The sequence below is a fragment of the Enterobacter cloacae complex sp. P40C2 genome, from assembly GCF_014930695.1.
Lineage (GTDB): Bacteria > Pseudomonadota > Gammaproteobacteria > Enterobacterales > Enterobacteriaceae > Enterobacter > Enterobacter pasteurii.
Genome location: NZ_JADBRP010000005.1, coordinates 165,542 through 186,106 on the forward strand (window position 1 = coordinate 165,542; position 20,565 = coordinate 186,106).

The window sequence follows — 20,565 nt, forward strand, 5'->3', positions numbered from 1 at the left end:
TTATTCGCAGGTAAGCAGAACCAACAAACATCCCTTTTCAGACGTTAAATCCAGCGTCTCGTGCAGTACGCGACTCTCACCGGTAAACAGATCCCGGTAGCGCTTTCCGGCCAGCTCCTGAGGTATGGCCAATGTGGTATTAACCCACAGCTTCTCGTTGTCGTTAACGCCAAACGCCAGGCGCGGAACGGCGACGATGAGCGCCTCGCCGTCTTTCAGGCGGGCATAAGCGATCAGATTCTCCTCGCGCTCGCCGGTTACCTTCAGCGGCAGCCAGTCGCCGTAGCGGAAAAGCTCGGGGTAATGCGGGCGAAGCCGTAACAGCGTGGCGGTGACGTACTGCTTCACGCTGCCGTCTCGCCAGCGCTGCTCGTCGTTAAAGATGTGTCCATCCGCCGCGCTGAGGTTCTCCGCCAGCGCGGTGAAATCCGGTTCCCGGCGGTTGTCCGGGTCAACCAGGCTAAAGTTCAGCGCTTCGCTGCCCTGATAGATATCCGGCACGCCGGGCGCGGTCAGCTTGATGACCGTCTGGCTCAGGCTGTTCATCAGTCCGGCGCGAATAAACGGCTGGAGCGCCTGGCTGAAATCGTGCAGGAACAGGGTGTTATCCGGGGAGAGCAGATGGCGCGCATAGTCCAGCACCACGCTCTCGTAGCTTTCGTTGCTGTCGATCCAGTCGGTGCGCTGCTTGGCCTCGCGCAGCGCTTTCTCAAGAAAGCCGAGGAAGCGCGTCTCCAGCGACTGAAGCCCGTCGCGATCGTCAGGCGACAGCGATGCCGGCCAGACGCCCGCCAGCGCCTGGAAGATCATCCAGGTATCGGCGGCGTTCGGCGCGGTGCCGTCATTCAGGAACCGGACCTGGGTCTGGTTCATCTGCCGCCAGCGCGCCAGGCTTTCCCCCCACAGATCCGGCGCTTCCGTCAGCGTGTACAGCCGCGCCCGCGCATCCTCGCCGCGTTTGGTGTCGTGGGTGGAGGTGCCCAGCAGCGCGTCGGGCTGACGGGCGAGCCGAATGCGCATCTCCTGGTGAAAGCGGGAGAGTGAAAACGCGCGCGGCGCGGGGTCAGCCCCGACTTCGTTCAGGGCCAGCTCCAGGTTGTGGCGGAAGAACAGCGTATCCTCTACCGATTTCGCCATCAGCGGCCCGGTCAGCTGCTGAAAACGGGTGCGGAAAAGCGAGGCAAGCGCGCGATACTGCTCCGGCAGATCGCCGGTGAGAATACGCACGATCAGGCTCAGGGCGGGCTCCGACGCGTTAACGCTGGCGACCACGCGGCCGAGCAGCGCCACGTCCGCAGGCGTCAGCCCCTCGCCGGTGCCGTAGGTGCGGTACACCGGAAAGGCGATAAGCAGCTCGCGCAGGGCATGCCGGATATCGTCGCGCTGCACCTCGGCGCCGTTGTGCCGGGCCAGCTCGCAGGCAATAGCAAGCAGCGTGGTAAATTCGCCTTCAAAATTACGATCGGTCATCAGGCCTTTGGCCTTGCGCAGCTCTTCATGCGTGTCCACGGGCGCGCCCAGCGTTTCGGCGTGGATGGCCTCCAGCCGCGAGAGGTTGTTATCGTCCACCAGCACTTCGGCAAGGGAGGCGATAAACTCATAGCCCGTCGTGCCCGACACGGGCCACTCGGGGGGAAGCTGCTCCCCTTTGGCGAGGATCTTCTCAACCGTGATGTAGCAGTCCGGCCCGGTCGCCGCGCGCAGGCGCTGCAGATACGCCAGCGGATCGGCAAGGCCGTCCACGTGGTCGATGCGCAGGCCGTCAACCACCCCGGCGTGAACAAGCTCCAGGATCAGGCGGTGGGTATCCGCGAATACCGCTTCATCCTCAACCCGCACGCCCACCAGCCCGGTGATTTCAAAAAAGCGTCGCCACGACAGCTGCTTCGGCGCTTCACGCCAGGACATCAGGCGCCAGCTTTGAGCCTCGTGGATCTCAGCGATGCTCTTAGCCTCACTATACGTGCCGGGATTGAGCGGATAGGCGGTGTCGTAATACACCAGCGCCGCCTTTTCGGTGACACTGTCACGTTTCAGTGTGATAGCGCCCCGCTCCAGCTCCGCTTCAAAGGTGTCGCCAAGAAACGGCAGCGTTAGCGGTCGGGACCAGTCGATGTCAAAAAAGGCGGCGTAGCGGCTCTGTTTGCCGTTTTCGATAACGTCGCGCCACCAGCGGTTTTCCAGCGAGGTCGACATATGGTTAGGAACGATATCCAGAATCAGCCCCATGCCCGCCTGCCGGAGGGCCGCCGCCATGCGGTCGAACCCTGCGCGCCCGCCAATTGCCGGGTCGATTTCATTGGGGTCGGTCACGTCATAGCCGTGAGTGGAGTCCGTGGTGGCCGTGAAAACCGGCGACGCATAGAGATGGCTGATACCGAGATCTTTCATGTACGGTATCAGGTCCACTACGCGATCGAAGGTCATGCCGTTGCGAAACTGAATGCGATAGGTTGAGGACGGGATCATAGCGCTGCTTCTCCATCAGCAAAGCGAACAACAATGCTGTTCGGCGGCAGGTTTTCCTCTGCCTCCGGCCAGCTAAAGATCGTTTTTCCCGGCAGGTCCGGTAAGGCGAGCGGCTTTTTACCGATATTCAGCGCCAGCGACAGCGTCCCGGCTGGAAAACGCCAGCTCACCGCGACCATGCCGAGCGCCGTTTGCAGGACGTTACCCTCTGCGGCGCCCGGCTGTTTCAGTAACGGGACGACATGGCGCTGACGCAGCGCTATCAGCTCGCGCGTTAGCTGCAGCCACGCTCTGCCTTCCTCGGTTTGCGCCTTATCCCAGCCGGGCTTCGAGCGGATAAACGTATCGACGTCGTTGGGATCAGGAACGGCTTCATCGTGGCCGGTATGGCCCGTAAACTCCTTCGCGCGCCCTTCCCGCACGGCCTTCGCCAGGTCCCCGTGGAAGTCGGTGAAAAAGAGGAACGGACGGGTTTCGCCATACTCCTCGCCCATAAACAGCAGCGGAATATGCGGAGAAAGCAGCAGCGCGGCGAACAGGACGCGCGTTTTATCCTCTCCCGCCAGGGTAATGAGCCTTTCTCCCTGCGCACGGTTGCCGATCTGATCGTGGTTTTGAATAAAATCGACAAAAAACTGCGGAGGCTGCTCGCGACACTCGACCCCGCGCGACCTGCCGGTCTGAAGCGAAATCTCCCCCTGATAGACAAACCCCTCGGCCAGCGCCCGCGCCAGCTTTTTCTCCGGCTCAAAGGCAAAGTCCTGGTAATAGGCGTGCGATTCCCCGGTCGCGAAAACGTGCGCGGCATTATGAAAATCATCATTCCATTCCGCGGTAAACAGCAGCGTATTGCCCTTCGCATCGCGCGGATGCAGGAAAATCACGTTGCGGCTGTCCTCGGTGGTGAGATGGATATGGCGATCCGGAAACGCGTCGCGGATCCGCTGCGCAATGTAGGGAAGAATATGGGGTTCAGCGTCGTCGTTAATCTGGTCGATGGCGTCAAAGCGCAGGCCATCAAGATGGTACTCCGACAGCCAGTACAGCGGCGCCTCGGTAATGTATTGCCGGACGGCGTCAACCTCGTAGGCAATCCCGTTGCCCCACGGGGTCATACGATCCTGATGGAAAAACGCCGGCGAGAGTAGCGGCAGATAGTTGCCCTCGGGGCCGAAGTGGTTGAGCACAATATCCAGCACCACCGAAAGCCCGAGCGCGTGGGCGGCATCGATGAAGGCGTGAAAGTCATCCGGCGTGCCGTAGGCGGAGTGCGGGGCATACAGCAACACCCCGTCATAGCCCCAGCCGCGCGATCCGCCGAACTGGGACACGGGCATTACCTCCAGCTGCGTAATGCCGAGTTCAGCCAGATACGGCAGTTTTTCGATGGCCGCCCTGAACGTCCCTTCCTCCGTAAAGGTGCCGATATGCAGCTCGTAGATCACCGTCTCTTCCCACGGGCGCCCTTTCCATTCGCCCTGAGCGGGGGTGTAGCGACGCGGGTCGATCACGACCGACGGGCCGTTGACGTCGCCCTGCTGCGCGCGTGAGGCGGGATCCGGCACCGCCATACCGTCCTGTAAGACAAACTGATACGTCGTACCGTGCGTGACGCCGGGCACGTCAACCTGAAACCAGCCGTCGCCCACCGCCGCCATCGGAATGTCGGTGTCGGTTAAACGCAACGTGAGATCTTTTTGCCCTTCAGCCCAGACGCGAAAACGTACAACGTCATCGGAAATATATTCAGCACCCCAGTGCCTGCGACATGTTCTGAATTCCATTCACTGTCCTCGAATGACCACATTTTACGCGGAACGAGATACAAGCTTAGACCAGGATGAACAGAGTGTTATGCCAGCAGGTTATGCCGCTTCGTCTATTATCTGTTTATAACTCTTACTTAAGGAATACCATGCAGATTCGAAAAGGATTAAGTACGGACCTCCCCCGTCTTGAATGTTGTGATTTTTCCTTCACGGTCGATCGCATTGCCAGAGAGCCGTTTATCCATGGCGATTTGCATATCGAAGCGCTTGCCGAGCCTTATCTTAAAATCTACGAGCTCGATCTCCAGACGCTGGAAAATCATTGCGTTAATCCCGATGCCATATTTCTGATTGCCGAAACGGATGACGGAGAAATAGCCGGATTTATTACCGCATCCTGCAACTGGAATAAATTTATTTCCGTGGATTACGTTGCGGTAGAACGTTCAAAGCGCAGAACGGGCGCGGCGCACAAGCTGATGGCCGCCACGCACGTGTGGGCACGCAGCATCAACGCGCCCGGATTACGGCTGGAGACGCAGAACGTCAACGTTTCAGCCTGCCTGTTTTACCGGCAATACGGTTTTATTCTGGGCGGTTACGATCGCTATCTTTACAACGCGCTGCCGGAAAAAGATGAGGTCGCGCTTTTCTGGTATTACATGCTGGCCTGAAGAATTATTTACCGCAGGTAATGGAATATAGATTTGTCTGAATTTGTCAGTTTTGCCCGCTTGCGCTTAATTAGCGACTAATCTTGGAATTCACTATTTAAGGAGGCCGGTATGTCTACAGGAAATAATCACACGCTGCATTACCCTCGTCCGCCGTTTGCAGAACAACCGCAAATGGCCCCCGGGCTGGCATCGGAAATGAAGCCACTACCGGATCATGGTGAAACAAGCTATATCGGGTCGGGAAAGCTGGCAGGAAAAAAAGCGCTTATTACCGGCGGTGATTCCGGTATTGGCCGCGCGGTGGCCATCGCCTACGCCCGCGAAGGTGCGGATGTTGCCATCGGCTATCTGCCGGAAGAAGAGTCCGATGCCGCATCGGTTATCGCGCTGATTCAGGCCGAAGGCCGTAAAGCGGTCGCCATTCCCGGCGACATTCGCGTGGAATCGTTCTGCGATACGCTGGTGGAAAAAGCCGTTGCCGAACTGGGCGGCCTGGATATCCTGGTGAATAACGCCGGTCGCCAGCAGTACTGCGAGTCAATCGATAACCTCACCACGGCCGATTTTGACGCGACGTTCAAAACCAACGTGTATGCGCCTTTCTGGATCACCAAAGCGGCGCTGCGCCACCTGCAGGAAGGGGCGGTAATCATCAACACCTCTTCCGTTCAGGCGTACAAACCGAGCGGGATCCTCGTGGACTACGCCCAGACCAAAGCCTGTAACGTGGCCTTTACCAAGTCTCTGGCCAAGCAGCTGGGGCCGCGCGGCATTCGGGTGAACGCTGTCGCACCGGGGCCGTACTGGACACCGCTACAGTCCAGCGGCGGTCAGCCTCAGTCCAAGGTACAGCAGTTCGGCGGAGATACGCCGCTGGGCAGACCGGGCCAGCCGGTTGAAATCGCACCGCTGTACGTGCTGTTTGCCTCCGATACCTGCTCATACGCTTCCGGTCAGGTATGGTGTTCCGACGGCGGTACGGGCGTGCTGTAATTCCCTTCCCCAGACCTATCCATTCCATGGATAGGTCACATTCACTTCCCGGCCGTTCTCAAAAATCGCAGTTGAACTATGATGAACTTACTATTGAGGAGCCCATCATGTTTACTGTGAAAAAACTTGCTATATCAACCCTGTTGACCGGTTCTGCGCTTTTCTTTCCGGCGTTCCACGCGGCGGCGAATGTCCCGCAGCATGTGGTTAAACAGCAGGCTGGCGGCTACAGCGTGCAGGTTGGTGACACGATCGTCACCGCCTTTACGGACGGCAGCGTTCCGCAGGATCTTCATACTCTGCTGCGCCGGACAACGGCGGAAAATACCGATGCGCTACTGGCGAAAAACTTCCAGGCCAATCCGGTTGAAGCGTCCATCAACGCGTTCTATATCGCCCTGCCCGGCCACCGGATCCTGGTGGACACCGGCTCAGGCCAGCTCTTTGGCCCCGGAAACGGCGGACGGCTGATTGAAAGCCTGGCGACGCAGGGCATCAGGCCGCAGGATATTACCGACATCCTGATCACGCACGCGCACTCCGACCATGCCGGCGGCCTGGTGAAGGACGGCCAGCGCGTATTTGCCAATGCGCAGGTGTACGTCGGCAAGCCGGACATCGATTTTTTCTTTAACGACGAAAATCAGAAAAAATCAGGCTATGACCAGAACTACTTTGATATTGCACAGAAGACCCTGAAGCCCTATCTGGACGCCGGAAAGGTGACGCCATTCTCCGGGACGGAGCAGCTTCTGCCGGGGATCAGCGGCACGGTTCACCCGGGTCACACTCCCGGCTCCGCGTTCTATACGCTTGAGCGCCAGGGCGAAAAAATAACCTTTGTCGGCGATATCATTCACGTCGCCGCGGTTCAGTTCCCTCAGCCTGATGTCACCATCGCCTACGATGAGGATCAGGACGGCGCCTCCCGGGTTCGCAACGCTGCATTCGCGGAGTTTGTCAAAAACCGCGCGCTGATTGCGGCTCCGCATCTGCCATTCCCGGGTATTGGTTACGTCACCAGGGGCGAGCGTGAGGGCTACGCGTGGGTTCCCGTTACCTATACCAACCGTGATGCAAAGTAAGATGACATCCTCCGATATGGATATGGACCTGATCATGGCGCTGGATGCCTTACTCCGGGACAGGAACATTACCCATGCGGCCGCGCGGCTGGGCATCAGCCAGCCGGCGCTGTCGGCCCGGCTTGCGCGGCTGCGCGCCCTTTTCGGTGAGCCGCTGTTTGTTCCTTCCCCGCACGGACGCGGGGTGCTGCCTACGCCGCGCGCCGAGGCGTTAAGGCCGCAGGTTGCAGCGGTGCTGCAGGGCATTTCGGCGATGCTTGAGCCCACGACCTTCGATGCGCAAAACAGCAGCCGCACCTTCGTTATCGCCCTGCACGAAAACCCGGCGCTGATGCTTGGGGCTGAGCTACAGAATCAGATCGGCACGCTGGCGCCGGGCGTTCGCCTGCGCTTTGCGCTGCCTGAAATCCAGAAACTGCCCGCGCAAATGGAAAGCGGAGAGGTGGATATTTACGTTGGCGTTGACGCGGGGGCGCACGATGCGTGGGTCAGGCGCAGGCTGTTTGACGATGAGTACGCCACGGCACAGCGCAAGGGCCATCCGCGCGGAACGGGGGAGCTGGATCTGGACAGCTATTGCGCCCTTTCCCACCTGGTGGTGTCATCCGAAGGCGATCCTTTCGCAGGCTTTGTCGACCAGAATCTGGCCGGGCTTGGACGCCAGCGAAGCGTGGTAATGTCCACGCAAAGTTACGCCGTGGCGCCTGCGATTGTGGCCGGGACTGATTTGCTCTGTACCCTGCCAAAGCGCATGCTGCAACGCTTCGCGCAAACGCTCGATCTGTTTCCGCCGCCGCTGCCTCTCCAGCCGATCGTCATAGGCATGTACTGGCACCCGAAAAACGGCCAGGATCCGGCTAACGTCTGGCTGCGCGAACAGCTCCTTCAGGCCGCCGGACGGCCGGTGTGATCGAGGAGGCTGAGAAACTTTTTCAGCACCTCGGAGCGTATGATCCGGTGGCATACCAGCGTCAACTCGCTCTCCCGGAGCCGGTCGAGGATCTCCACGCAGACCACGTTCTCGATGCGGATAGCCTTTGCCGAGGCGGGCAGCATGGCAATCCCAAACCCCGCCGAGACAAGGCTTATCACCGTGGGGACGTCAGTGGCGCTTTGCACGACGCTGGGCCGGATGCCCGCGCCGCGGCAGGCGTCATAGAAGTACTGCTCCAGCCCCATGCCTTCCGGATCGCGCAGGGCAATCCATTTTTCCTCCTTCAGCGACGAAAGCGTAAGCGCTGCCGAATCCGCCAGCGGGTGCTGGCCCGGCAGCGCCAGCACCGTTTTCTCTGTGGTAAACGGACGGCTTTGCAGATCCTCAGGCAGCGGCGGAAGCGGCGAGCGGATGATGGCGATATCCAGCTGGTTGCTTTGTACGGCGCCGTAGAGGGTTTGCACATTCCCGGTCATGACCGACAGCGTGATGTCCGGCCATTTCGCGTGAAGCTGGCGAAGCGCCGCGGGCAGTTTGCTGTCGAACATCGCGCTCGAAACGCAGCCAAGGTTTAATACCCCCTGCTCGCCTCTGGCGGTTTGCCTGGCGTCCAGGATGGCCTGCTCGGTCATCATTATCGCGACCCGGGCTTTGTTAAGAAAAGCTTCACCGGCGGGCGTCAGGGTCAGACGACGGTTTGCCCGGCTGAAGAGCGTCACGCCCAGACGTTCTTCCAGGGTTTTGATCTGCTGGCTCAGCGCCGGCTGCGCCAAATTCAGACGCTCCGCCGCCCGGTGCATGTGAAGCTCCTCGGCCACCACAATAAAATTGCGCATCAGGCGAAACTGCATAACGTGCCCCAATAATTGATATGAAAATACGTATCAAAATAGCATGAATGATGCAATTGATGGTGGTTTTGCTTCCACCGACAATGGACGCATTCATCCGAGGGAGGAAAATATGGAAAACCCAATCAACGATCTCAGAAGCGCCATCGAACTGCTCCAGCGCCACGACGGCCAGTACATCGAAACTAACCATCCGGTCGATCCCAACGCGGAGCTGGCGGGGGTATACCGGCATATCGGTGCCGGCGGCACGGTCAAACGCCCAACCCGCACCGGGCCCGCCATGATGTTTAATAGCGTGAAAGGCTATCCCGGCTCCCGGATCCTGGTGGGGATGCACGCCAGCCGTGAACGTGCGGCGCTGCTGCTGGGCTGCGAACCTTCTGAGCTGGCGAAGCACGTCGGTCATGCGGTAAAAAATCCGGTAGCGCCGGTTGTCGTTCCGGCGGCGCAGGCCCCGTGTCAGGAGCAGGTGTTTTATGCCGACGATCCTGATTTCGATCTGCGCAAACTGCTGCCGGCACCGACGAACACCCCGATAGACGCGGGCCCGTTCTTCTGTCTGGGCATGGTGCTGGCAAGCGATCCGGAAGACGCGTCGCTCACCGACGTCACCATTCACCGCCTCTGCGTTCAGGAGCGCGACGAACTCTCCATGTTCCTTGCCGCGGGCCGCCATATCGAAGTGTTCCGCAAAAAAGCTGAAGAGGCCGGGAAACCTCTACCGGTCACCATCAATATGGGTCTGGATCCTGCTATCTACATTGGCGCGTGCTTTGAGGCCCCTACCACGCCCTTCGGCTATAACGAGCTGGGCGTCGCCGGCGCGCTGCGTCAGTCCCCGGTTGAGCTGGTTCAGGGCGTGGCCGTGCGGGAAAAAGCGATTGCCCGGGCGGAGATCGTTATTGAAGGCGAGCTGCTGCCGGGCGTGCGCGTAAAAGAGGACCAGCACACCCATACCGGCCATGCGATGCCGGAGTTCCCCGGCTACTGCGGCGAGGCCAACCCCGCCTTACCGGTGATTAAGGTCAAAGCCGTGACCATGCGCCATCGGGCGATTCTGCAAACGCTGGTCGGGCCGGGCGAAGAGCATACCACGCTCGCGGGCTTACCGACCGAAGCCAGCATCCGCAACGCGGTGGAAGAAGCCATCCCCGGTTTTCTGCAAAACGTCTATGCGCATACCGCAGGCGGCGGCAAATTCCTTGGCGTGCTGCAGGTGAAAAAACGTCAGCACTCAGACGAAGGACGCCAGGGCCAGGCGGCACTGATCGCGTTAGCCACCTACTCCGAGCTTAAGAACATTATTCTCGTAGACGAGGATGTGGATATTTTCGACAGCGATGACCTCCTGTGGGCCATGACCACCCGCATGCAGGGAGATGTCAGCATCACCAACCTGCCGGGGATCCGCGGCCACCAGCTGGATCCGTCTCAGGCCCCGGACTACAACACCTCCATTCGTGGAAACGGCATCACCTGCAAAACCATCTTTGACTGTACGGTGCCCTGGGCGCTGAAGTCCCGCTTCGAACGCGCGCCATTTATGGAGGTAGATCCTACGCCATGGGCCCCAGAGCTATTTAAAAAATAAGGTTATCCCTGCAATCTCCTCTCTTCCCCCCCTGCGGGGCTGAGGGTTCCCCAGTTATTTTTAAGCAGAAGCAATGATGTTGCTTTCTGAATGACTGAGGGCTGTCAGCGATGCCCTGGTCCGGCTGTAAATCGCTGAGGCGTTTCCTGCAGGCCGGGGCGAGGCGCAGGGATGCGCCGAGAGGGCGGCTTTACAGGGACGTTACATCCGCCCGTACCCGATAAGCCGGAAGGAATAAGCCGAGGGCACCGCGAAGCGGCGATTTACCGCCGGGAGCCCGGGTCGCCAGGGTGGTGGCGACTGAACCACCCTGGCACGTTCACCGGTCATGTCCTTACAGAGTAGCAAGAAACATAAAGTGAACGGAATCACCACCACCGCCGTATGTTCCCCTCACCCTAACCCTCTCCCCGGAGGGGCGAGGGGATTGCTTAGTGCTCGCATTAATTTGTGGGGAACCCTCAGCCCTGCGGGGTGAAGAACCTCACGCTTAAATTGCCGCTTCCCCTGCTTTCTTGTAACCTTTCATCGATTATTCCATTCCCCATAATAAATGAGACTACCGGACGCCTATGACTGCACCTGTTTCCAACGATCCTTTGCATGGCGTAACGCTCGAGATGCAGGTTAACGCGCTTGTCGCGCGCTACGGCTGGAACGAGCTGGGCAACCGCATTAAAATTAACTGTTTTCGAAAAGACCCGAGCGTTAAGTCGAGCCTGAAGTTCCTGCGCCGCACCCCGTGGGCGCGCGCGGAAGTTGAAGCCCTCTATCTTGACTCCCTTCATGATGACGGTCCCGCAGAACAGGACGAACCGGCCTTTAATCCCTGGACGGAAAGCCGGACACCCAGGAGCTGATACGCCAATGATGCGACATGTAAAACGGACCGGCGCGCTGCTTGGCTGCGCGCTTTTACTTGTAAGCTGCACCTCCACGCCGCCGAAGTCGCTCGTTACGCCACTGCCGCAGGCAAATAAACCTCTACCGCAGGCAAACCAGCCCATGCGCGGGATCTGGCTGGCGACCGTCTCCCGCCTCGACTGGCCGCCGGTATCGTCGGTAAATGGCCGCAGCGCGGAGCAGCGTATCGCCCAACAGCAGCGTGCGCTGACGGACAAACTGGACAAGCTGAAAAGCCTGGGGATCAACACCGTCTTCTTCCAGGTTAAACCGGACAGTACGGCGCTGTGGTCTTCCAACATACTGCCGTGGTCAGATACCCTGACGGGGACTATCGGGGAATACCCGGGATACGATCCGCTCCAGTTTATGCTGGATGAAGCCCACCGGCGCGGCATGAAGGTTCACGCCTGGTTTAACCCGTATCGCGTTTCCACTAATACCAGACCCTCGACCATCGCCGCGCTTAACCGGACCTCGTCGCTTCGCCCTTCCAGCGTCTACGTGCAGCATCCCGAATGGATACGCACCTCAGGGGATCGCTTTGTCCTCGATCCGGGCATTCCGGAAGTGCGGGACTGGATAACCCGTGTAGTGATGGAGGTAGTGGATCGCTACGCCATTGACGGCGTACAGTTCGATGATTATTTCTACACGGAGACGCCCGGCTCCACCCTGAACGATGCTTACACCTTCAGGCGCTACGGCGAGGGGTTTGCGTCAAAAGCGGACTGGCGACGGCACAACACGCAGGAGCTGATTGTGCAGGTTTCGCGGGCGATTAAGCAGGCTAAACCTGAGGTTGAATTTGGCGTCAGCCCGGCAGGCGTCTGGCGCAACCGCTCGTTCGACCCGGCGGGCTCGGACACGCGCGGCGCGGCAGCCTATGATGAATCCTACGCGGACACCCGCAAGTGGGTACAGCAGGGCTTACTGGACTACATCGCGCCGCAGATCTACTGGCCGTTCGCCCGGGATGCCGCGCGCTACGATGTGCTGACAAAATGGTGGGCCGACGTGGTGAAGCCGACCCATACCCGCCTCTATATCGGGATCGCATTTTATAAAGTCGGCGCGCCTTCCCGAAATGAACCGGACTGGACGGTGAACGGCGGCGTGCCGGAGCTGAAAAAACAGCTGGATCTTAATGATTCACTGCCGGACGTAAAGGGCACGATCCTGTTTCGCGAAGACTATCTTAACCAGCCCCAGACCCAGGAGGCGGTGAATTACCTTCGCGGGCGCTGGGGAAGCTGAAGGAGAACAGGCAGAAACGCCCCGTTTCTGCCTCTCTTTTACGCGCTTACGGCTTCGGCCCGAACATTGCCTCAAGCTGTTTTGCGTCCGGCATGCCCACGACCTGCTGCAGTTCGTTTTGCTCGTTTAGATAATAAATAGCCGGCGTCGCGTTCGCACCGAGGCTGTCCATTAGCGTCTGGTGGTTTTGCAGGATCTCAACGGTTTCCCGGGATGCCGCCCCGTTAGGTTTAGGCAACTTTTTGCCGCCGGACAGCTCGTACGCTTTCCATGCCGATACCGGATCTTTGGCATTCAGGATCGCAGAGGCGTTACGCCCGCTTTTCGGGTTAAGGAACGCGACCAGCAGCGTGTTGAGCTGGACCTTGCCGGCCTTCACCCACGGCTGCGCTTCAGCCCAGAACTGCTTGCAGTACGGGCAGAACGGGTCGGCAAAGACAAAGACCTTACGCGGCGCCGTATCTGCGCCCTCTTTCAGCGGATGCGCCGCGTTAAGCTTTTTCCACATCTCGCGGCCCATCGGCGCGTAAATTTCTTTCTGGAACAGGGCCTCGCTAAGGTTTGTTCCCTTCTCATCATACAGATAGCCCGACACCACATGCTTCCCGTCAGGGGTCAAAAAGAGGGTGACGCCCATATCCTGATATTGCCCCAGCCACGCTGGCGCGCCGCCGGGGGCGTCAATTTTCTTGATGATTTTGATGTCCTGCTGCTCGCTGAATGTCTTCACCACGTCAGGAAGCGACTCTTCTGCCCTGACCAGCCCGGAAACCAGCAGAGCAGAAAGTAACAGCGCCTTTTTCTTTGCAAACCGTTGAAGCATAACGACCTCTCTAAGATATTGTTTTTAGAGTGGTCGAAGTTTATTGCCCTGTCAACGCCTGTCCGTCAAGCCGTCCTGGGCAGGCTGAAACTCGAAATACTCTGCGACAGCTGCTGCGCCTGCTCCTCCAGCGAGGCCGCGGCGGCGGCGGACTGCTGCACCAGCGCCGCGTTCTGCTGAGTTACGCCATCCATCTCGGTCACGGCCTGCCCGACCTGACCAATCCCGCGGCTCTGCTCCTCGGAGGCGACCGAAATTTGCTCCATCAGGCTATTAACTTTATTCACCGATGAAATAATAGAATCGATTACCTCTCCCGAGCGGTTAACCAGCTCCGCACCGCTCTTCACGCTGGAAACGGACTGGGCGATGAGATGTTCGATATCCTTCGCTGCCACCGCGCTTTTCTGCGCCAGGGTGCGAACTTCACTTGCCACCACCGCGAAGCCACGCCCCTGCGTGCCGGCACGCGCCGCTTCAACTGCCGCGTTCAGCGCCAGAATGTTGGTCTGGAACGCAATGCTGTTAATCACGCTGGTGATATCCTCAATGCGCTTCGAGTTAGAGGCGATGGTATTCATCGTTTCGATAACGTCGCGGGTTACCGCTTCTCCGGTACGCGCATTTTTCACCGCGTCCTGCACCAGCTTACCCGCCTGGAATACGTTTTCAGTATTGTTCGCCACCGTCGCGCTCAGCTCTTCCATGCTGGCGGCCGTCTGGGTTAAGGCGGAAGCCTGCTGTTCAGTGCGCGAGGCCAGGTCGATATTGCCCGAGGCAATTTCCTGCGCCGCGTGCGTTACGGTATGGCTGGCATCGCGCACCTGAGAAATGGTCGCGAGCAGCGCCTGGCGCATCTGCTCCATCGATCCCATCAGGCGTTCGATTTCATTGTCTGAGTGAGGCTTAACGGGTACCGGAACGTCCAGCTTCCCGGCTGCAATCTGGCTACAGTGCTCGCGCGCCAGGTTGACCGGCGCGAAGACGACCCGTTTCATCAGGACGCTGACGGCGATAATCACCACCACAAACAGCAGGGCAATGCTGGCGATGATAACCAGCCCTGACACGAAATTGCTGCTCGCATCCTCGTTCAGGCTTTTGGCGTACGTCTGGTGAACGGAGAGGATCTGGTCGAGCACGATCTCATACTGGCGATCGAGCTGAGACACCACGGGAATGAGCGCGTTGAATCGCGCCACGTCCTGAGAAGCGGCTGCGGCGATCAGCGGCTCCAGCCCCTGGTTACGGTAGTTTTGCCACGCGTCCCGGTAGGCGGTAATCAGTGAGGCTTCATCCTGCAAACGCGGCGCGGCCATAAATGCCGAAAAGGCGCCGTCGGCTTTGGTCAGCGCCTCTTTCACCGATGCCAGCTTCGCAGACCGATCCGAGGTATCCCCTGCCTCCACCATTTTCACATACTCCATCACCCTGACGCGCAGGGTCCGGCTGTGGTTGATGGGGTCGATGATGGACAGCACGACCTGAATTTCTTTGTTCACGTTATCCAGCGAATTATTACTTTTTATGATGAGCCCAACGCTGGTAATGGTGCTGGCCACAAAGAAGAAAAGCAGGGAAAACAGGACAATCAGTGATGATTTTTTCAACGACATAACACACCTCAGAGATATAATTTCCCTTTGGTTATCGGCTGAATCAGATCTTTAATTAATTAAAGTTATTGATGTATCCGTAAGTCGCTTTTATTTCGTGCCGCTGTATCGCCGCCGCAGCGTGGCGTCCAGCTTCCGCTGGATCGGCTCCGGCGTTTCTCCTTCAATCAGTTTGCCAATCAGATCGAAGCAGTGCCAGGCGAGCTGGCGATTGTCCTGGCGGATGGTATCAACGGGAAGGGTTAAAGAATCATACAGATAGTGGTCGTCAAAGCTGGCCAGGCGTATTTCGCTTTGCAGCAGGTTATGCTGGCCCATGTAGCGTAACACCCCTTCCAGCAGACCGCAGGCGGCGGTAAAGAGGGCTTCAGGCGGGCGGCCAAGGCGCGCGCACAGTTCAGCAAACATTTCGTAGCCGGAGCTCGGGTGGTAATTGCCATGAATGATCCACTCCGGGCGTAACTCAACGCCGGCGTCGCGCAGCCCCTGCTTAAACCCTTCCAGGCGGTCTCGCGTCGGGGATAACCGCGGCTGTCCGCCGAGGAAATAGAACTCATCTGGGTGCTGGCGAGCAATTTCGGCCACCAGTTCAGCGGTAGGGGTAATCGAATCGGTGATGACCAGCGGCAGAGAGCTGTCGTTCATATGGCGGTCAAAGAGCACCACCGGCAGCTGTTCGCTCAGCTTCTGATAGTCCGCGTCGATAAGCATGCTGGAGGCGACGATCAGCCCGTCCACCTGGCGCGCCACCATGTTATTGACCACCACCGTCTCCTGGCCCGGATTTTCATCGCTACACGAGATCAGCAGCTGAACGCCCGCCTCGCGGCACAGGGTCTCCAGTTCGTGAGAAAAGACGGCAAAACCGTAGTTGGTGATTTCCGGCACCACCAGACCAATGGTGTGGCTGCGGTTATCCCGCAGCGAACGGGCGTGAATGCTGGGCTGGTAATGGTGTTCTTTGGCAATCGCCAGCACGCGCTCGCGCGTCTCCTCCGCCACCCGAAGCTCTTTGCTGCGGCCGTTCAGCACCAGGCTGGCGGTGGCTTTTGACACCCCCGCCAGCTCCGCAATGTCTTTAATGGTAACGCGTTTTGTTTTTCTCACAACGACCTGGTTCCGGCTGCCAAAACCGCTATTCTATCATGCAGCTGCGCAGCGACCAGTAGCGTAATGTGATGTCGGACGCACCTTCGACGCGCACCCGTGCCGGATGGTCGGGAAAATAGCGGCTGCTCATGACCCCTTCACCGTGATTGATGAAAATTTCAACGCTGGAACGGTCGCACAGCACGCGCAGATGGTGCACCTCTCCCCGCCAGTAGCGGGTTAACGTTTCTCCGGTTTTCAGGCTGGCCCGCTCCAGGCGTATACCCTCGTCATCGACAGCGAGCCGCAACGTCCCGGCAAAATCCACGTTCACGCGCGAGGCGCTCAGCTCGAACTCCAGGCGCGTTCCGTCCAGTTCCGGCGCATCGTCGGCGCGACCCTGCCAGTAATTTTCCTCCTCGCGCAGCGTTTCCAGCTCGCGCACCGGAGTTTGCAGGAGCTTACCGTCGCGAAAGCGTAGCTCTCGTGGACAGGTCATCTGATGGATCCAGCCGTGCGCGCGGGTCGGCTGGAGCATCTCCTCCCCGTCCGGCACGCCCATCCAGCCGATAAGAATCCGTCGGCCGTCCTCTGCCACCGCGGTTTGCGGCGCGTAAAATTCGAAACCGGCATCAAGCTCGTGCAGCTCGCCGTGGGCAAAGGCAGCCGTTTCCTCATCAAACGCCCCGCTCATCCAGACGGCCGGATAGGTGTTGAGATAGCGGTGCGGCTCGCGCGCCAGCCCCTGCGGGCAGCAGATCAGGACGTGCGTGCCGTCGAGCGCAAACAGATCCGGGCACTCCCACATATACCCGGCATCCGTAAGCCCGTTCACCCCGTGTCCGGCAACTTCACCGCAGGGCTGCCAGCAGCGTAAATCCCCGGATTTGTACAGCAGCACCTTGCCCCGCTTTTGCAGATCCTGCGCGCCGAGCACCATGTACCACAGCCCGTTCTGGCGCCACACCTTCGGATCCCGGACGTGTCCGGTATACCCTTCCGGCAGCGGCAGCACCGGCCCCAGCTTGCTAAAAGTTCCATCGTCATTTTGCACCGCCAGACACTGCCAGGCGGTGCGGCCGCCATCGTCAAACTTGACGTTGCCGGTATAGCACAGGGTCAGCGCGCCGTTATCATCCACGGCGCTGCCGGAGTAACAGCCGTTACGGTCATAGTCTTCGTCGGGCATCAGCGCCATGGGCTCATGCCGCCAGTGCACCATATCCGCTGAACTCCAGTGGCCCCAGCACTTGTAACGATGATCGCTGTCCAGCGGGTTCCACTGATAGAACAGGTGGTAACGTCCGGCAAACCAGATAAAGCCGTTCGGATCGTTCATTAGCCCCGTCACCGGCGCAGGATGCCACTGGGGATAGTGGCTGTCCGCCAGCGCGCGCGGCTGGCCTTTCATCACGGCCTGCAGCACGGCAGGCCAGCGGGAAGCAGAGGTCATTATTCAGAGTCCGTTTTATACTTCAGCAGCAGGGAGACGGTGAACGCCACGCCAAAGGCAATCACCATGCCGATAATATAGTTGAGCAGCGAGCTGCCCTGTACGATCGCCATGCCGGGTATGGCGGTCAGCCCGACGGCGGTCATGTAAACGTGCACCGACACCACCCAGGCGCCGCCCGCCGCGCCGCCAATCAGCGCCGCGATAAACGGCTTCACGAAGCGCAGGTTGATGCCGAAAATCGCCGCCTCGGTAATGCCCAGCATCGCCGAGAACGCCGACGGTAGCGTGATGGCTTTGATTTTGGCATCGCGGGTTTTGAACCACACCGCCAGACACGCCCCGCCCTGCGCCACGTTCGCCATCGCCCAGATCGGCAGCAGGAAGTTAACGCCTATCGACGGGTTGCCCAGCAGCCCGGCCTCGATGGCGTGGAAGCTGTGGTGAATACCGGTGATGACGATGACCGAATACAGGCCGCCAAACAGCAGCCCCGCCAGCCAGCCCGCGTGCGCAATCAGGGTGCTGAGGATGAAGGAGATGCCGTCGCCCAGCGCGCGTCCCGCCGGGCCGATAATCAACAGCGCGATAAAGCCGGAGATAATAACGGTCAGGAACGGCGTCAGGATCAGATCTAACGCGTCCGGGATCGCCCGGCGCAGCTGCTTCTCCACGATGCTCATAAACCACACCGCCAGCAGCACCGGGAACACGGTCCCCTGATAGCCAATCATGGCGATTTCAAGGCCGAAAAAGTTCATCGTCTGGAAGCCGGACGCCACGCCCCAGGCGTTGGTCAGCGCCGGGTGCGTCAGAATGCCCCCCAGCGTTGCCCCCAGATACGGGTTGCCGCCAAACTCGCGCGCGGCGGTGAAGCCAATCAGGATCGGCAGAATGATAAACGCCGCCGAGCTGCACATGTCCAGCATGATATAAAGCGCGTTGTCCGGATCCACCCAGCCGTAGGTTTTCACCATCCCGAGCAGGCCCATCAGCAGGCCGGAGGCCACAATCGCCGGAATAATCGGCACGAAGATGTTAGAGAGCAAACGGGCGATGCGCTGGAACGGATTCAGCTTGCGTGCCGCTATATCCGCCGCCTCCGACTTGCTGGATTCGCTAATCCCTGCCGCCTGAATAAACGCCGCGTAAACTTTATTCACCACCCCCGTACCGAAGATCACCTGCATCTGTCCGGCGTTACGAAAACAGCCCTTTACGCCTTCAACCTTGCCGATGGCCTGCTGGTCGGCAAGCGCATCATCGACCAGGACCAGACGAAGACGCGTCGCGCAGTGCGCCGCGCTGGCGATGTTCTCTTTGCCGCCGAGAAGCGGAATAAGCTCGCGGGCAATTTGATTAAAATCCATAGATACCTCTTCCTGACCTCTTTTTATGATGTTCAAAACGCCCCCGCGGTGCGGGAGCGTACAGGGTTAAAACCAGGTTTCCATCTGTACCCCAAAGTTCCATTCCCCGCCTGCGTTGAAGCCGCTGCTGCCAAAGGCGTCATCGCTGGCATAGTTATCCAGCCTGCTGCTCCAGTCCATCCACGTGGCGAACAGGCGCAGCTCCGGACGGCTGAAGAAATCGCCAATCTTGCCCGCCTTTAGCGTCGGGGCAAAGGTTAGCTTGTAGAAGCTGCCGTTTACCGCGTTGCGATCCTTGTAGCCTTCAGGGGATAAATCCATGTACTGATAGCTGCCCTCAAACGCGAGGGCGAAATTCTGGGTAACCTCCTTGATGAGGCGGGCGTTAAGCGTGACCCACTCGTAGCTGTCGCCCTTCACGTAGCGGTCCTTGCTGCTCTGCGCCAGCACGGCGGGCGCAACGTGCCAGCCACCGCCCAGCGGCGTGACACCGTAACTTGCAAAGCGCCACGTATCGGCTTCCGACAGCAGCGCGCCGTCAGCGCCGATGCTCTTCACCTCTGCACCCAGACCGTGGCCGTAGAGCAGCGCCGTTTTGGCGGAACCTTCGCGAAGGCCGTAGAAACTGTCGTTATGCAGACCGACCAGGGCATGCACGCCGTTATTCGCCGCGTCGGTTTTAATCGCATCGCCGTTGCTGTCCTTACGGTCGTCATTATCTTTTGCCCGCAGGCCGCTGACCATCACCTGCAACGGCCCGGCGAAGTGATTCATGCTGAGGATGTAGTTCTGTACGTTGTTGTCGATCTCCTCCTCGCTGCCGAAGTTGCGGCCATAGAGAGAGAAGTTGCTGCGCAGCGCGTCGTTCCACTTCACGTCGTACACGCCGCCGCCGGTTCCGGCGAGAAACACCACGTCGGAATCCAGCCAGTGAATGTCAAAATTATCGCGATCGAAGCGTTTTCCCGCCCAGAAGGTGCTGCCCTTCAGCGCGCCGGTGAAGTCCGGCAGATTGCCCAGTTCGGCAAAGGCCTGACGAATATTCAGGTCGCTGCTGTCGGCCGACCAGTCGTTATAGGTTTTCTGACCGTCAGCCAGCATCGCCTTAAAGCGCGTCGTGGCGCCATTCTCCAGCGTCTGGTTGTGCTCAACGTTCAGCTCAACGTAGGTGTCCGCTTCGTTCCCCAGGCGGCCGATGGCCCCGCCCGTTTCTCCGGCGGGAGTAAGGTACGGGCCGCTTTTGCTGCCGGAGGCCGCGTCGTTCATCAGCAGGCCGGAGCGGGCGTAGCCGTGAAACTCAAAGCCGCTGCTGCGGTCGGCTTTTTTCTCCAGTGCCGCGGTACGTTGCGCCACCTCCCGGGTGGTGGTTTGCGTTTTCTGCTGGGCCGCCACCAGCTGCTGCGTTTTTTGTTCCGCCGCCGTGGCGCGCTTTTCAGCAACCTGCGCGCGGGTTTCCGCCTCCTGCAAACGCTGCTCCAGCGCTGCAAGGCGGGCTTCGATACTGTTCATATTCGTCTGGGCAAAGACAGAGGTACTGCCGGCCAGCATGCCTATCATCACGGCAAGCGTGCGTTTTTTATACATTTTGTCGCATTCCTGGAAAAGGTCGGTGAAAGTGCTAAATTGCTAAACCGGTTTAGGCTGAAGATACTAAACCGCGCAATTTTGGATCGGCAATGTTT

Annotated in this window: 16 protein-coding genes; 7 read left to right on the top strand and 9 right to left on the bottom strand. The window is 59.3% G+C overall.

Annotated elements, in window-relative coordinates:
- Together treY and treZ are read right to left on the bottom strand one after the other, a co-directional pair.
- A complete protein-coding gene (gene treY / locus IM304_RS11745) occupies positions 1 to 2,469 on the bottom strand; it encodes a malto-oligosyltrehalose synthase (protein ID WP_193355142.1) in 2,469 nt (822 codons plus the stop codon).
- The gene (gene treZ / locus IM304_RS11750; protein ID WP_193355143.1) at positions 2,466 to 4,253 is read right to left on the bottom strand and encodes a malto-oligosyltrehalose trehalohydrolase; all 1,788 of its coding nucleotides are present in this window, start codon (positions 4,251 to 4,253) and stop codon (positions 2,466 to 2,468) included. The genes treY and treZ overlap by 4 nt, the downstream gene beginning before the upstream one ends.
- Before the next feature lie 131 nt (positions 4,254 to 4,384).
- Between treZ and IM304_RS11755 the strand changes: the two genes are divergently transcribed.
- The 4 genes from IM304_RS11755 to IM304_RS11770 all read left to right on the top strand — a co-directional run bounded on the left by IM304_RS11755 (position 4,385) and on the right by IM304_RS11770 (position 7,903).
- Positions 4,385 to 4,912: a GNAT family N-acetyltransferase gene (locus IM304_RS11755; RefSeq protein WP_176610303.1), complete on the top strand. Its 528-nt coding sequence runs from the start codon at positions 4,385 to 4,387 to the stop codon at positions 4,910 to 4,912.
- Between the two features lie 111 nt (positions 4,913 to 5,023).
- The gene (locus tag IM304_RS11760; protein ID WP_148422675.1) at positions 5,024 to 5,908 is read left to right on the top strand and encodes an SDR family oxidoreductase; all 885 of its coding nucleotides are present in this window, start codon (positions 5,024 to 5,026) and stop codon (positions 5,906 to 5,908) included.
- 107 nt (positions 5,909 to 6,015) lie between these two features.
- Positions 6,016 to 6,993 (top strand): MBL fold metallo-hydrolase, encoded by a 978-nt coding sequence (locus tag IM304_RS11765; protein WP_193355144.1) that lies wholly within the window; start codon positions 6,016 to 6,018, stop codon positions 6,991 to 6,993.
- 1 nt (position 6,994) lies between these two features.
- A complete protein-coding gene (locus tag IM304_RS11770) occupies positions 6,995 to 7,903 on the top strand; it encodes a LysR family transcriptional regulator (protein ID WP_193355145.1) in 909 nt (302 codons plus the stop codon).
- On the opposite strand, the gene IM304_RS11775 is transcribed toward IM304_RS11770, so the two are convergent.
- Positions 7,879 to 8,778 carry a LysR substrate-binding domain-containing protein gene (locus IM304_RS11775; RefSeq protein WP_193355146.1) on the bottom strand — a complete coding sequence of 300 codons (900 nt, stop codon included), beginning with the start codon at positions 8,776 to 8,778 and terminating at the stop codon, positions 7,879 to 7,881. The genes IM304_RS11770 and IM304_RS11775 overlap by 25 nt on opposite strands.
- Positions 8,779 to 8,890: 112 nt before the next feature.
- Here IM304_RS11775 and IM304_RS11780 point away from each other — a divergent pair, with 112 nt between their 5' ends.
- The 3 genes from IM304_RS11780 to IM304_RS11790 all read left to right on the top strand — a co-directional run bounded on the left by IM304_RS11780 (position 8,891) and on the right by IM304_RS11790 (position 12,532).
- Complete coding sequence (locus IM304_RS11780) at positions 8,891 to 10,372, top strand: UbiD family decarboxylase (RefSeq protein WP_193355147.1); 1,482 nt, start codon at positions 8,891 to 8,893, stop codon at positions 10,370 to 10,372.
- Positions 10,373 to 10,944: 572 nt separating this feature from the next.
- Positions 10,945 to 11,232, top strand: a complete 288-nt coding sequence (locus IM304_RS11785) for a VF530 family DNA-binding protein (protein ID WP_148419829.1) — start codon at positions 10,945 to 10,947, stop codon at positions 11,230 to 11,232.
- A gap of 7 nt (positions 11,233 to 11,239) precedes the next feature.
- On the top strand, positions 11,240 to 12,532 hold the full coding sequence (locus tag IM304_RS11790; protein ID WP_193355148.1) for a glycoside hydrolase family 10 protein: 1,293 nt from the start codon (positions 11,240 to 11,242) through the stop codon (positions 12,530 to 12,532).
- A gap of 46 nt (positions 12,533 to 12,578) precedes the next feature.
- Here the strand turns inward: IM304_RS11790 and dsbG are convergent, their stop codons facing one another.
- The 6 genes from dsbG to IM304_RS11820 all read right to left on the bottom strand — a co-directional run bounded on the left by dsbG (position 12,579) and on the right by IM304_RS11820 (position 20,467).
- Entirely contained in the window at positions 12,579 to 13,355 is a 777-nt protein-coding gene (dsbG, locus tag IM304_RS11795) for a thiol:disulfide interchange protein DsbG (RefSeq protein ID WP_193355149.1), read from the bottom strand.
- A gap of 65 nt (positions 13,356 to 13,420) precedes the next feature.
- Complete coding sequence (locus IM304_RS11800; protein ID WP_193355150.1) at positions 13,421 to 14,971, bottom strand: methyl-accepting chemotaxis protein; 1,551 nt, start codon at positions 14,969 to 14,971, stop codon at positions 13,421 to 13,423.
- A gap of 90 nt (positions 14,972 to 15,061) precedes the next feature.
- Entirely contained in the window at positions 15,062 to 16,078 is a 1,017-nt protein-coding gene (locus tag IM304_RS11805; protein WP_193355151.1) for a LacI family DNA-binding transcriptional regulator, read from the bottom strand.
- Between the two features lie 28 nt (positions 16,079 to 16,106).
- On the bottom strand, positions 16,107 to 17,513 hold the full coding sequence (locus tag IM304_RS11810; protein ID WP_193355152.1) for a sucrose-6-phosphate hydrolase: 1,407 nt from the start codon (positions 17,511 to 17,513) through the stop codon (positions 16,107 to 16,109).
- Positions 17,513 to 18,883: a sucrose-specific PTS transporter subunit IIBC gene (locus IM304_RS11815; RefSeq protein ID WP_148419823.1), complete on the bottom strand. Its 1,371-nt coding sequence runs from the start codon at positions 18,881 to 18,883 to the stop codon at positions 17,513 to 17,515. Before IM304_RS11815 ends, IM304_RS11810 begins: the two co-directional genes overlap by 1 nt.
- A gap of 66 nt (positions 18,884 to 18,949) precedes the next feature.
- A complete protein-coding gene (locus IM304_RS11820; RefSeq protein ID WP_193355153.1) occupies positions 18,950 to 20,467 on the bottom strand; it encodes a carbohydrate porin in 1,518 nt (505 codons plus the stop codon).
- Positions 20,468 to 20,565: the final 98 nt, after the last annotated feature.